Source organism: Actinorectispora metalli (assembly GCF_056323685.1).
The window spans coordinates 2,576,951-2,589,580 of the sequence record NZ_JBREYE010000001.1; the positions used below are offsets into that span (position 1 = coordinate 2,576,951).

Consider the following 12,630-nt stretch of genomic DNA (forward strand, 5'->3'; position numbering starts at 1 on the left):
GGTCCGTCGTGCGCGGACCTCCGGCACCGGACGCTAGGCGTGGCGTCGGCGCCAGCTTCTGGCTTTCTCCCGATTCCCGCAGACGCGCATGGAACACCATGTTCGTGATCGGTTGCGAGATCGGTCGAAGAAAGCCCATCCGCAGTCGTCCGCCGGGCAGATCTTGAATCTCTCCCAGAGCCCGCCGATCGCGAGCCGGGCGGCGGCCGCGAGCACCGCGCCGAGCCCACCCTGGGCACGGAGCACGGGAACGCCTTCGGCGAGTTCGACCGCGATGGTGGCGGAGACCCCGGCCAGCTGGGCTTCCAGCTTTTCGGTCGCGGAGTCATGGTTGGCGGTGACGCTTGCGCGCAGTCCCTCTCGGACGGCTCGCGCCCGGGCTACGTCCTCAGCTGCGCCGAGTCCTCGTTCGGTCACCCACGCACGCCACGTGGCCTCCTCGTCGAGAACATCGGTACCCGCTTCCCCGTCAATCGTATTGAGGAAGTCGAGGACTAGCTCTGTATCCCACTCGATGTTGGATCCGGCGGTCCATCCGACCGGATCGGCAACAGCCTGGCCAGTCACCCCTCCACTGTATCCAGTTACCGCCGAGGACAGCCGGGATAACCGTCATGAACTATATGCGAGTTAGGCCGCATCACCGGCATACGCGCAGGTCAGCACGAAAAAGGGAGCCAAAGTTCGAGCGGGTCACTTCGCGGTGACACCCGCGTGGGCCAGCATGGGCGGACAGCCCGCCGTCGCGTACGAGGCCTTGTACTCGAAGTGCCACCACTCGTTCTGGTATCGCCTGCACCAGCCGTAACGGCCCTTGGTGCGCTCCAGCCAGGCCGCGGCCGAGCTCGGCTTCACATCCACCGCGAGGCCCTTGACATGCGGCGACTTGTTCGGCGGCAGGACGAGCTTGTTCGCCTGGGCCTGTCCCTGCCTGGCGATCGTCTCGTTCATGATCTTCCGCTGTTCGGCCGCGGTGCGGTAGCCGGAGTTCACGCACAGGGTGATGCCCTTGACCTGCGCCGCCTGTTTTGCCTTGCGCCACGCGGCCGCGGCGGCGGGCTGCAACTTGGTCACCCGGACGTCGTTGGCGTCATCGGCCAGCGAGCAGACACCGTCGTCGACCGGCTCCTGGTCGCCCTCGGCGCCCGCCTTCTCCGACTCATCGTCGGGCTCCGGCGTCGGCGTGGAGGTCGTGGTGGTCGGCCGAGGAGTGGTCGTGGTGGTCAGCGCACCGGGGTCGGCGACGGCCATACCCCGCACCGCGTTCTCGGTGAGACCGCCTGCCTCCCAGCCGGTGGCCGTGCCCAGCAGGGTGATCACCACCCCGGCCAGCGCGCAGGCCACCACGAGCGGCACAAAGCGACGCATCGGTCCCTCCCCCAGGTCGACGCATCCCCCCGAATGCGTGTGATGCACCATGAACGCCGGTGCATGCTTCCTAGACGCCGCACCCTCGGCGGGGGTTGCTCAACGTCTCACAGCTGCCAGCGCAGACCGCTGTCCGGCCGGTCCAGCCACAGCTCCTGCCGCTGCGGGGTGACCGAGATGCCGAACCGGTCCCGACGCGGCTTGCCCAGCCGCAGCCAGTTCTCGTGCGCGAGTTCCACCAGATCCCAGAGCCTGCGCGGACCGCCCTGGCTCACCAGGTAGCGGCCGTGCTCGCTCCAGTGCCGCACCCACGAGCCGTCCGGGTGCACCAGCCAGTCCTGCTGGTCGCCGAACGACGGGCTCACACCCGGCAGCACCAGCCCGGCGTAGAACTCGAACGGGCTGACCGGGTCGGTCACCGCGGCCATGCCCAGCGGCGTGCGGCGGACCTGCGTCTGTTCACCGTCGACGCCCGCGACCAGGTCCGCGGTGTCCGGCCCGCTGTGCGCGCGCAGCGGCATGAACCGGCCGTCCTCGCTGAGCACCCGACCGACGGCGTGTCCGGCGTCGGTCACCGTCAACCGCACCAGCCCGGCGCCGACCGGCCGGTGCAGGGTGGTGACGATCAGCCCGCCGGGTGCGGTCTGCTCCAGCCAGGCGGGCGGGATGCCCGACACCGCGCAGGTGGCCAGGATCCGGTCGTAGGGGGCGCCCTCGGCCCAGCCGTCAGCGCCGTCGCCGCCGGCCACCGTGGGGTGCCTGCCTGCGGCTGCCAGGCTTGCCACCGCCTGCTCGGTGACGGCGGCGTCCACGTCGATCGTGGTCACGTTCGCATCGCCCAGCCGGTGGGCCAGCAGGGCGGCGTTGTAGCCGGTGCCGGTGCCGACCTCCAGCAGCGTGCAGCCCGCCCGCACCCGGAGGGCCTCCAGCATGATCGCCATGATCGTCGGCATGCTCGACGAGCAGGTCGCATGGCCTGCCACGCCGCCTTCCCGGCGGGCCTGCTCCCAGCGGTCGGGGTCGCCGTCGAGCTGGGTGACCCACACCCGGTCCGAGTAGACCAGTTCCAGCCAGCCCTGATCGCGGGAGTCCACCGCGGTCCAGCCCCGGTCGGCGTGCTGGCGGAAGAACCGCGGCAGGAACAGGTGCCGCGGCACGGCGCGGAAGGCCTCGATCCACTCCCGCTCGTGCAGCACTCGGTGCGCCACGAGTTCGGCGACCAGCCGGTGGCGCAGCAAGCGGGCACTCTCCGAGTCCATCACCAGTTCACCCGTTTTGACTCTATTGCTTGCCAACGCTTGAGCCCCGGCCGAAAGTGCCTGCCAAACGGGGGATGTGTGTGCAAGCACAGGCGCTTGCAGGAGCTAGCACTCCGGCGTACCGTCGGTATCGGGCGAAGGAGAGGTCCTATGACCGGCAAGGACAAGACCGTGAACCAGACGGTTGCCGATCTCGGCCGGGACATCGGCGACTACATCCGCGCCCAGCGCGGTCACGCGCAGATCTCGCTGCGGCAGCTTGCGAAGCTGGCCGGGGTCTCCAACCCCTACCTCAGCCAGATCGAACGCGGGCTGCGCAAGCCGAGCGCGGAGATCCTGCAGCAGATCGCCAAAGGGCTCCGCATCTCGGCCGAGGTGCTCTACGTGCAGGCGGGAATCCTGCAGGAGCGCCCCGGCGGGGCCGTCACCGATGCCATCCTCGCCGATCCCGACCTCAGCGAGCGGCAGAAGCAGGTGCTGCTCGACGTCTACGAGTCGTTCCGGCGGGAGAACGGATCCGCGGCGCCGTCCACAGACGCCACGGGCCAAGGCTCCCCGACCGACATCAAGCCCCCGCACCACGAGGAGTGATCATCATGCCGAACCTGCCCAACACGCAGGACGTCCGCAAGGCCAGGGAGCAGGCCGCCAACGCGGTCAGCGGCGTGGCGGCACATGCCCGCACCCCCCTGCTCGCCGCGCTCGGCGCGGGCGACCTGGCCACCAAGGCCCTCAACGAGGTGCTCCGCAACGCCAGGGAGCGCGTCGAAAAGGGCACCGAGACCGCCAAGAGCAACATCAACGACCTGCCCAACAAGGTCGACCCGGTCGAATTGCGCAAGCACCTCGACGCGTACACCAAGAGCGCCGTCGGCCTCTACGACTACCTCGCCAAGCATGGTGAGGAGACCCTCGACAAGCTGCGCAAGCAGCCCAAGGTCGCGCATGCCCTGGACACCGCGCAGCAGCGCGTCGACCAGGCGACGCACCGCGTCGAGGAGGTCGTCGTCGAGGTCAGGGACCTGGCCGATGACGTGCTGGGCAAGGTGACCCGCCGGACCCGCTCGGTCGGCGAGAAGACCGCCGTGGCCACCGAGAAGGCGAGCGCGCGGGCCGCGAACACGGTCGCCGAGGCCGCCGACACCGTCGGCGAGGCCGCGGACAAGGCCGCCGCCACGGTCACCGACCTCGGGGACAAGGCGGCCACCGCCACCCGCAGCACGGCCCGCAAGACGGCCAACCGCACCGCGGCCGCCAAGCCGTCTGCCGCCAAGCGCACCACGCCGCCGAAGAGCTGACGACGCGATATCGGCGACGGGCCGTCGAAGGGAATCCCCCTCGGCGGCCCGTCGGCGTCCGGGGTGCGTGAGACCACGGAGGCGGGCTGACGCATCAGCGGGCCGGGAACGTACTCTTTAGCCATGGACCCCGTCTTGGGCTGGGACTTGCTGATCCTGCTGGCGATAGACCTCCTGTCGGTGCCGGTGGGCCTGTTCGCGTTCGTGCACGCACTCATGCAGCGTTCCGACGCGTTCACGGCCGCGGACAAGCTGACCAAGCCCGCCTGGCTGGGGATCAGCGGCGGCGGCACCGCCGCGCTCGTGCTCTTCAGCCCGTCGGATTTCGGCCTCATGTTCTGGATCGCCGGTTTGGTGGCCGTGCTGGTCTATCTCGTGGACGTGCGTCCCAAGGTGATCGAGGTCCAGCGGGGCCCTCGCTACTGACGTGATCGCACCGCCGTCCCGGCTCCGCCTCACCGCCTTCGGTACCGGCCTGCCCCGAACGCTCATCGTGCCCGGCCTCGGCGCCACCATGGGCGAGGCCCGCATCGCGGCCACCGGCCTGCCCGGCACGAGGGTGATCGTGACCCTGCCCAGCCACGGCGATGCCCCACCCGCGCCCGCGGGGTACTGGACCTATCCGAGCATCGCCGCGGACGTGCTGGCGGCCGCGGACGCCGCGGAGGCCACCCACGCGCTCGGGGTTTCCCTCGGCGCGGGCGCGCTGACCCGGATCGCGGCGGAGCGGCCACACCGGTTCGAGCGGCTAGCGCTGCTGCTGCCCGCGGCGCTGGACCGGCCGAGGGAGACGCCCGCGGTGTCGGCGTTGGAACAGTTGGCCGATGCCGTGGAATCCGGTGACGCGGCGCTGGTGCGCGAGCGGGTGCTGGCGGAACTGCCCGCGGGCGTCGCCGTCGGCGACCACGTCGAGCAGCGCGTGGCGGCGTTGCTGCGGCTGGCACCGGCACTGCGCGCACTGCCCGGCGAGGTGCCCGTCGCCGATGCCGCGGCCCTCGGCGCCGTGACCGCTCCGACCGCGGTGGTCGGTGCGACCGGTGATCCGCTGCATCCCGAGGCGGTGGCCAGGGCAACGGCTCGCGCGCTGCCGAACTCGAGGCTGGCGGTGCTGCCCTCGGCCATGCCGATGATCACCCACCGGGCGGAGCTGCGGGCGTTCCTTCGTCCACTGTGGAGCTGAATCATCGCCGATTGCCGACGGCGTGCTGACATCGGTGTGTCCACCTGGTCAGCACGCCGCCGCGGCGTCGATACGGCGCGCGTCGGTCGGGGGGCTTGGTCTACGCGTGCCGATCGAACTCTCAACGTACGAGATGGGCAGCGCCCGGAGGCGGAGTGCCGGCCCCGTGTCCGGCTGCCGGGCAGAAGCTTGGCAAGTGCGGGCTGCTATCACAAGCAGATCTCTGCCGGAAGTGCGAATTTCGGTCTTCTGGGCTACAAAAACTACGCCTGCCGGACCCATCCGGGGTAGTCCACCGAATCGGTTGCGAACGGCAGGCCCGCCTGCGACATCGCGGCCCAGTAGCGGCAAATCCCTGCCTGGACCGGGTGAATCCTGCTGCGGATGGCGGCAAACCGCCACCGCGTTCAGCAGCAGAAGTTGGACCCGCGGGCGTCACTGCCTTTGGCGGCAGAGCTTGAAAAGTATGAGTAGTCGCTCAGGCCCGCTGCGCGTGGTAGCGCTCCAGCATGTCCACCACCTCCGCGACATCGTCGGTAACCATGATCCACCGCTCCGCCTCGCGGCCCCGCGCCAGCTGGCGGACCAGCGGTGCCGCGGGCACCTCGCTGGTCCAGAACTCCCGGCCGAGGAACACCATCGGCGCGGCCGGGCCTGCGCTGGTGTAGTGGTTCTGCGAGTAGTCCTGGAACACCTCCTGCACGGTGCCCGCGCTGCCCGGCGTGTACACCACGCCGCCCGCGGCGACGGTGAGCAGGCCGTCCTCCCGGACGGAGTTGGCGAAGTACTTCGCGTGCACCTCGCAGGCCACGTTGGGCGGCTCGTGGCCGTAGAACCAGGTGGGGATGCCCACCGTGCGCGGCAGGCCGTCCGGGGCGTGCCCGTCGAGTTCCACCGCCATCGCGGCGGCCAGCCACCGGCCGATCGCCGCCGAGTCCGAGATGTCCGCCCCGCTGCCGTGGAAGTGCGGCACCGCCGCCAACTGCTCGAGGACATCTTCGCGACCGCCGCCTCGGACCCCCAGCGGAACCGCCTCCATCGCACCGGGACCGCCGCCGGTGAGCACCGTGAACCGGGCGGGACTCGCCGCCAGCGCGGCGCCAAGCCGGGTGGCAAGCCGGTATCCCGCGCTGTCCCTGGCCATCGAGTGCCCGCCCATCACCGCCACCGGGGCTGCCCGGCCTGCCGCGGTACAGGCCGCGAGCAACTCGCCCAGCGCGTCGGTGATCGCGTGATCGTGCAGCCGCTCTGCCAGAGCGTGCAGCGGATCGGGGTGGCTGATGCCCACGACCTCCCTGCTGTGCCGGTAGATCCGGGCGTCGGGGGTCCGCGCGTAGGACTCCGGGTCGTCGGGGTGGAAGCCTTCGAACAGTTCGGCGGGGGTGTAGAGATCCGTCCGGTACGGCCGGTAGGGCAGGCCGGGGATGTCGGGGAAGATCAAGGCGCCGGAGGCCTCGGCCCGGTGCATCGCGGCCGGGGTGAGCTTGCAGCCCAGCAGCACCGCCTCGTCCAACCGGGTCCGCAGCAATTCGCCGCCCTCGCGTCCGGAGAGGTCGATACCGACCAGCACGGCCCGGCGGAGGTCGCCGCCCGCCGCGCGATGCGCACGCAGTAACTCAATGGTCGTGAACTCGTTCCGCACGCTCCCAGGCTAGAGCCTGGAATGGCCACCGCGATCAATGGCTATTGAATATCCGAACTTATTTCATGCAAGCGATGCTCGCGGATCCAATTCGTGATCGTGGTGTAGTCGCGGCTGAGCAGCACGCCGAAGTAGTGGCCGATCTGCTGCTCGAAGACTCGACCCGCGAAGGGAACCGAGGCGCGCACCTCGCCGGTCAGGTCCACCGCGCAGGACCGCGGCCCGGTGGGAGTCAGGAACACATCGGCATTCAGGTGGGCGGGCACATCGGCCATCACGACGTGCACCTTTGCCATTCCGCCGTCCTCGGTGCGGTCCCACCGCTCGGTGCACACGATCTCCAGGCCGTGCGGCACCAGCGCCCGCAGCGGCCTGGGCAGCACCGAGGCCTGGATCGCGAACGCCAGGTCGTACTGGCTGCCGCCGTTCGGCAGTACCTGCTGCGAGGTGATCCGGCTCGTCGGCCCGTAGGACTCCGCGCGCAGCAGCGAGCATTCCGGCGAGGCGAGTGCCGAATACACAACCGGCGCCGGGTAGTCGAACCTGTAGGCGAACCGAATATTCGCGGTCACCCGCAAAGCGTACATCTCTCATATAGAGAGTGAATGTTTTTGTGGAAAAGGATTCTTAAAAAACGACCGTTCGGTTACCGTGCGGCAACACCCGGTCTTCAAGATGCCAGCGCAGACCGCGGGCCAGCACCACCTTTTCGATGTCTCGGCCTTTGCGGACCATGTCGGCGACCGAATCGGTGTGGTCGACGCGAATCACGTCCTGCTCGATGATCGGGCCCTCGTCGAGATCCGGTGTCACGTAGTGGCAGGTCGCCCCCACCAGCTTCACCCCCCGGGTGTGGGCCCGGTGGTAGGGCCGCGCGCCGACGAACGAGGGCAGGAAGCTGTGGTGGATGTTGAGCACCCGGCCCGCCCAGGCAGCACACAGCTCCGGCGGCAGTACCTGCATGAACCGCGCGAGCACGACGGCGTGCGGGGCATGCGCGTCCACGATCTCTCGCACCTGGCCGAACGCGGCTTGCCTGCCCTCCGGGTCGTCGGCACCGGGGAACGGGATGTGGTGGAACGGGATGCCGTGCGCCCGGGTGATGTCGGCCAGACCCGAGTGGTTGCCGATCACCGCGGGCACGTCCACGTCCAACTCGCCCGAGGCGATCCTGCCGAGCAGGTCGTAGAGGCAATGCGCGGCGCTGGACACCAGGATCACCACCCGGCGGCGCTCCCCGGTGTCGCTGACCTTCCACTCCGCCTCCGCACCGAGTTCGGCGGCGACCTCGGCGAAGCGCTCCCTGAGCTGAGCGGCGTCGAAGGCCAACGAGTCGGCCCTGACCTCCTGCCGGGTGAAGAACCAGCCGGTGTCCGGGTCGGCGTGGTAGGACGCCTCGACGATCCAGCCGCCCGCATCGGCGAGGAAGGTGGCGATCTTGGCGACGATGCCCGTCCGGTCAGGGCAGCCCAGGGTCAGGATGTAGCGGCGTTCCGGCATGACTGCGCAGTCTGTCAGCGCGGGTGTTCGCGGTGCTCAGCGGGCCGGGATGGCCTCCACCAGCGTGGTGTCGCCGGTCACCACGGCCGAGCTGGGACGCCGCCACACCTTGCGGTACAGCGCGTCGGCGGTGCCCGCGACGGCGGCGTCGGACTCGGTGCCCAGCCCGCGCACGGGACCGATCCGCGGTGTCTCACCCTCGGGGAACTCGACCAGCCAGGCCCGCCCGGCGTCGGCGGCGTGGTAGAGCACCGTGCCCGTCAGCCCCAGTTCGCCGAAGTCGTTGCGGGGCAGCAGCCGCGTCAAAAACTCGTCGACGCCGTCGGCGGCGAACTCCGGGTCGAAGAGGAGCTGCTCCACCCGCCCGCCGGTGCTCTCCGCCAGCGCGTGCTCGGCGTCGAGGCGGTGGATGGCCGTCTCGTGGGCGCCGCGACGGGCCCAGAAGCCGCTCACCTGGTCCGCACCGGCGAAGTTCCACGCCGGGCTCGCAGGTCCGGCCTCCACCAGCCGCTCCAGCAGCTCCGCGGTCTTGGCCTCCCACCAGTCCAGCACCGCGTCGAAGTCCGCGGGCGGGGTCGGCGCGGCGGGCCGCTCGGTGCCGAGGGCCGCGGCTCCCGCGGCGATGATGCCCGCGCCCCAGGCGTGCACCCTGGCGGTGTGGCCGACCAGCCTGGCGACGGTCCAGCCAGGACAGGTCGACACCGGGGCGGTCGGACCCGCGGCCACCGCGGCGGCGCGCAGCGCGTCGGTCTGCAGGCGAATCTGCTCCAGGAAGAACACGTGATCCACAGCGTCGAGCCTACGTGGAACGGGGAGCCACCGCCGCCCAATCGAGGGTCACTTCGCCCAGCCGCCAACGTTTCCGGTTGTCCAGCACCGGCAGGCCGAGACCGGCCAGCAGGTCGACCGTGGCCACCCAGCGGGCCCGCGGCCCGAACGGGGCGACCGGCGCGGCCTTGGCCCAGCACAGGTCCAACTCCGCCAGCAGGTCGTGCACCGGCTCCCCCGGCACGTTGCGGTGGATCAGCGACTTCGGCAGCCGCTCGGCGACATCCGACGGGGTGTCGAGGTCGGCGGGCGAGCAGGAGATGGTGAAGGTGCGCGGACCGTCGGCGTCCAGCAGCACCCAGCAGCAGCGCCTGCCGATCTCGTCGCAGGTGCCTTCCACCAGCAGCCCGCCGGGGGCCAGTCCCGCACGCAGCGTCCGCCAGGCAGCCGCGGCCTGGTCCTCCTCGTACTGGCGCAGCACGTTGAACGCCCGCACCAGGGTGGGGGCGGTGCCCGCCAGCTCGAAACCGCCCCGGCGGAACTCCAGCCGCGGCGGGTCGGCGGCGTGCTGCGCCGCGGCGACCCGCTCCGGATCGATCTCCAATCCGAGCACCCGCACCTCGGGGCACACCGCGCGCAGCCGCCCGGCCAGCTCCACCGCGGTGATCGGCGATGCGCCGTAGCCAAGGTCCACCACCAGCGGGTCGGCCGCGGCCCGCAGCGCGGTGAGCATGGCGGGGTTGCCGGTCAGCCAGCGGTCCACCCTGCGCAGCCGGTTGGGGTTGGTGGTGCCGCGGGTGGCCAGCCCGAGCGCGCGGGCCCTGCCTGCGGCAAATCGCGGCTTGCGGCGCTGTCCGTCAGCGCTGCTCACGGAGCCAGTCGATGATCACTTGCTGTTCCTTCGCCAACACGGTCCCGACGTAATCCACGGCGAGCTTCTCCACCGCCCGCCCCAGGAAGGGTACGGAAACGCGAGCGGTGATCCGCATGACCAGGTCCGAGGTGTTCGAGTCGACGTCCAGCACCTGGGTATCGAACTCCAGGCTCAGCGGGGAGTCCCCGATGCTGACGTACACGTCGGCGGTGCCGTGATCGCCCAGCCAGTCCCACCGCTCGTTGCGCCGCACGGCCATGTGGCCGGGCAGCAGCGCCCGGATCACCGCGGGCAGTTCGGTCTTGTCGACCAGGTGCACCAGCACGATGTGGTGACTGCCGTCCTCGTGGACATCGTGGGCCACCAGTTCGCCATCGGGATGGCTCATCCGCTCCAGGCGCGTGCGCAGGCAGTCCGAGGAGACCAGCGCGTCGAACAGCTCCTTGGCCGAACACGGGTAGCGGTGGACGATCTCCGTGACGGTGCTCACCGGCCGAGACTACCGCTGCCATCCATAGTGGACAGCCCATGACGACGGGCTTTCCGGCAGGTCATGTGGCGGGTAGCCAGTCGATGATGACCTGTCGTTCGCGGCCGAGGAAGTCGACCGCGTAGTCGATGGAGATCTTTTCCACCGCCCGCCCCATGAACGGCACGGATGCGTGGCCCGCGATGTGCATCACCAGGTCCGTCGCCTCCGGGCCGGTCGGCAGCACCTGAAGGCCCACCTCCAGCGAGGCGGGGGAGTCCATGATCCGCGCCGTCACGTGGCCGGTCCCGTGCTCGCCAAGCCAGTTCCAGCGCTCGGTGCGGTGGAACGTCAGGTGCCGCGGCAACAGCAGGCGCACCTGCGCGGGCAGTTCCCGTCGGTCCAACCGGTGGATCTGCACGATCCGGTGGGTGCCGTCCTCGGCGAGGTCCTCGGCGAGGATCTCCCCACCCAGGGTGCTCAGCCGCTCCTGCCGCAGCCGCAGGCAGTCCGGGGCGATGAGGGCGTCGAAAAGCTCCTTGGCCGAGCACTCGTAGTGGTGGACGAGGTCGGTGACGGTGGGCACGGCGCGAGGTTAGCGGCGCCGGACCGGCAGCGGTGGGTCTCGCGGTCAGGAATTGTGCTTTTCGCGCAACCAGGTCTCGGTAAGATCGCGTTCCCGTGACAGCAAATCGCCAAGGTAGCCCGCGATGGCCTTCTCCACCCCTTTGCCGACAAAGGGAATGGCCACCTTCACCTCCGCGGTGACGCGCAGCGTTGCGGCGTCCGCACCGTCATCGGACAGCGTCATCGAACCGGTGATCTGGGCGGGCGAGCCGGGTACCGCGGCCCGGACCGAGCCCGCGCCGCCGGGAGACCACCGCTCGTTGCGCTCGATGACCAGCTCCCCCGAGGTGACCGAGCGGATCACCTTGGGCAGCTTCTCCGGCGGCACCGACTGGAACACCAGCAACGACACCGTGCCGTCGCCGTCGGTGTCGCGTCGGCCCAGTGCGCCCTTGGGGCCGCCCACCACGCGCAGCCGGTGCTCGATGGCCTCGGCCGAGGTGAGGGCGGTGAACACGGCTTTCGCCGGGAACGGGTACCGGAAGGTGGTCTCGATGCGGGTGGCCACAAAGCCCAGGTTACCGTTGGCGATCGTGACGACCCCGTTCTCCGGCATCGCAGGCGTGCGTACCGCCGTGTCGCTGGCGGACTACACCACCCTGCGACTCGGTGGGCCCGCCGCGAGCTTCGCCGAGGCATGCACCGCGGGCGATATCGCCGACGCGGTCCGCACCGCCGACGGTGCGGGCGAGCCGCTGCTCTTGGTCGGTGGCGGCTCCAACCTGGTGATCGACGACGCAGGCTTCCCCGGCACGGTGGTCCGGATCGCCAGCACCGGACGGCGGCTGGACCGCGTCGGCGACGGCTGCGTGCAGCTCACCGTGGAGGCGGGCGAGGACTGGGACGACGTCGTCGCCGACACCGTGAGCCAGGGCCTCGGCGGGCTGGAGTGCCTGTCCGGCATCCCCGGCCTGGTCGGCGCGACCCCGGTGCAGAACGTCGGTGCCTACGGGGTGGAGATCTCCGAACTGCTGGAGTCGGTTGACCTGCTGGACCGCGCCAGCGGCAAGGTGCACATGGTGCCCGCCGCCGACCTCGGGCTGGCCTACCGCACCAGCATGCTGAAGAACACCGACCGCGCCGTGGTGCTGCGGGTTCGCTTCGAACTGCGTGAGGACGGCGAGTCCGCGCCGATCCGCTATGCCGAACTGGCCAGGATGCTGGGCGTCGAGCTTGGGCAGCGGGTGCCGTCGGCGCAGGCGCGGATGGCGGTGCTCGGGCTGCGCCGCGGCAAGGGCATGGTGCTGGACGCCGCCGACCACGACACCTGGAGCGTCGGCTCCTTCTTCACCAACCCGCTGGTGCCCGAGGTCGAGTTGCCCGCCGTGCTCGCCAGGATCGCGCAGCGGGCCTGCGATGTGACGGTGCCTCAGTACCCCGGTGGCCACGGCACCGTGAAGCTCTCCGCCGCCTGGCTGATCGAGCACGCGGGCTTCACCAAGGGCCACCAGGGCCCCGGCGGCAGGGTCGCGCTCTCCCGGAAGCACACCCTCGCCCTCACCAACCGTGGCACCGCCACCACCGCCGACCTGCTGGCATTGGCCAGGGAGATCCGCGACGGAGTCCACCACGCCTTCGGCGTCGAACTCCGCCCCGAGCCGGTCCTCGTCGGCTGCGCCCTCTGACTCCATTCCCGGACGAGGTG

The 12,630-nt window shown here is 70.5% G+C and carries 16 protein-coding genes; 5 read left to right on the forward strand and 11 right to left on the reverse strand.

The genetic code is table 11. The features are described from left to right. Nucleotides 1-33: 33 nt before the first annotated feature. The 3 genes from ACU6XJ_RS12115 to tgmC all read right to left on the reverse strand — a co-directional run bounded on the left by ACU6XJ_RS12115 (nt 34) and on the right by tgmC (nt 2,627). The gene (locus tag ACU6XJ_RS12115; RefSeq protein ID WP_476309869.1) at nt 34-567 is read right to left on the reverse strand and encodes a CGNR zinc finger domain-containing protein; all 534 of its coding nucleotides are present in this window, start codon (nt 565-567) and stop codon (nt 34-36) included. 126 nt (nt 568-693) lie between these two features. Next, the gene (locus tag ACU6XJ_RS12120) at nt 694-1,368 is read right to left on the reverse strand and encodes a D-alanyl-D-alanine carboxypeptidase family protein (RefSeq protein ID WP_476309871.1); all 675 of its coding nucleotides are present in this window, start codon (nt 1,366-1,368) and stop codon (nt 694-696) included. Between the two features lie 107 nt (nt 1,369-1,475). Further along, nucleotides 1,476-2,627: an ATP-grasp peptide maturase system methyltransferase gene (gene tgmC, locus ACU6XJ_RS12125; protein WP_476309874.1), complete on the reverse strand. Its 1,152-nt coding sequence runs from the start codon at nt 2,625-2,627 to the stop codon at nt 1,476-1,478. 150 nt (nt 2,628-2,777) lie between these two features. On the opposite strand from tgmC, the gene ACU6XJ_RS12130 reads away from it, so the two are divergent. From ACU6XJ_RS12130 to ACU6XJ_RS12145, 4 genes are all read left to right on the forward strand, one after another. After that, a complete protein-coding gene (locus ACU6XJ_RS12130) occupies nt 2,778-3,218 on the forward strand; it encodes a helix-turn-helix domain-containing protein (RefSeq protein ID WP_476309876.1) in 441 nt (146 codons plus the stop codon). Between the two features lie 5 nt (nt 3,219-3,223). Further along, a complete protein-coding gene (locus ACU6XJ_RS12135; protein WP_476309878.1) occupies nt 3,224-3,925 on the forward strand; it encodes a hypothetical protein in 702 nt (233 codons plus the stop codon). A gap of 123 nt (nt 3,926-4,048) precedes the next feature. Then, entirely contained in the window at nt 4,049-4,351 is a 303-nt protein-coding gene (locus ACU6XJ_RS12140; RefSeq protein ID WP_476309880.1) for a DUF2516 family protein, read from the forward strand. 1 nt (nt 4,352) lies between these two features. Next, nucleotides 4,353-5,105: an alpha/beta fold hydrolase gene (locus ACU6XJ_RS12145; protein ID WP_476309882.1), complete on the forward strand. Its 753-nt coding sequence runs from the start codon at nt 4,353-4,355 to the stop codon at nt 5,103-5,105. A 478-nt stretch (nt 5,106-5,583) separates the two neighbouring features. Here ACU6XJ_RS12145 and ACU6XJ_RS12150 read toward each other — a convergent pair whose 3' ends face one another. The 8 genes from ACU6XJ_RS12150 to ACU6XJ_RS12185 form a co-directional block, all read right to left on the reverse strand. Next, on the reverse strand, nt 5,584-6,747 hold the full coding sequence (locus ACU6XJ_RS12150) for an LOG family protein (RefSeq protein WP_476309885.1): 1,164 nt from the start codon (nt 6,745-6,747) through the stop codon (nt 5,584-5,586). Nucleotides 6,748-6,788: 41 nt separating this feature from the next. After that, nucleotides 6,789-7,319 (reverse strand): DUF2505 domain-containing protein, encoded by a 531-nt coding sequence (locus ACU6XJ_RS12155; RefSeq protein WP_476309887.1) that lies wholly within the window; start codon nt 7,317-7,319, stop codon nt 6,789-6,791. Between the two features lie 55 nt (nt 7,320-7,374). After that, nucleotides 7,375-8,247, reverse strand: coding sequence for a formyltetrahydrofolate deformylase (gene purU, locus ACU6XJ_RS12160; protein WP_476309890.1), 873 nt, complete (start codon nt 8,245-8,247; stop codon nt 7,375-7,377). Nucleotides 8,248-8,283: 36 nt separating this feature from the next. After that, nucleotides 8,284-9,036, reverse strand: coding sequence for a maleylpyruvate isomerase N-terminal domain-containing protein (locus ACU6XJ_RS12165; protein ID WP_476309892.1), 753 nt, complete (start codon nt 9,034-9,036; stop codon nt 8,284-8,286). A 10-nt stretch (nt 9,037-9,046) separates the two neighbouring features. Then, complete coding sequence (locus ACU6XJ_RS12170; RefSeq protein ID WP_476309895.1) at nt 9,047-9,886, reverse strand: class I SAM-dependent methyltransferase; 840 nt, start codon at nt 9,884-9,886, stop codon at nt 9,047-9,049. Beyond that, nucleotides 9,873-10,379 (reverse strand): DUF2505 domain-containing protein, encoded by a 507-nt coding sequence (locus ACU6XJ_RS12175; RefSeq protein ID WP_476309898.1) that lies wholly within the window; start codon nt 10,377-10,379, stop codon nt 9,873-9,875. The genes ACU6XJ_RS12170 and ACU6XJ_RS12175 overlap by 14 nt, the downstream gene beginning before the upstream one ends. Before the next feature lie 61 nt (nt 10,380-10,440). Beyond that, nucleotides 10,441-10,944, reverse strand: a complete 504-nt coding sequence (locus tag ACU6XJ_RS12180; protein WP_476309900.1) for a DUF2505 domain-containing protein — start codon at nt 10,942-10,944, stop codon at nt 10,441-10,443. 45 nt (nt 10,945-10,989) lie between these two features. Continuing rightward, nucleotides 10,990-11,493 carry a DUF2505 domain-containing protein gene (locus ACU6XJ_RS12185; protein WP_476309902.1) on the reverse strand — a complete coding sequence of 168 codons (504 nt, stop codon included), beginning with the start codon at nt 11,491-11,493 and terminating at the stop codon, nt 10,990-10,992. On the opposite strand from ACU6XJ_RS12185, the gene ACU6XJ_RS12190 reads away from it, so the two are divergent. Beyond that, nucleotides 11,480-12,610, forward strand: coding sequence for a UDP-N-acetylmuramate dehydrogenase (locus ACU6XJ_RS12190; RefSeq protein WP_476309906.1), 1,131 nt, complete (start codon nt 11,480-11,482; stop codon nt 12,608-12,610). The genes ACU6XJ_RS12185 and ACU6XJ_RS12190 overlap by 14 nt on opposite strands. Nucleotides 12,611-12,630 lie beyond the last annotated feature (20 nt).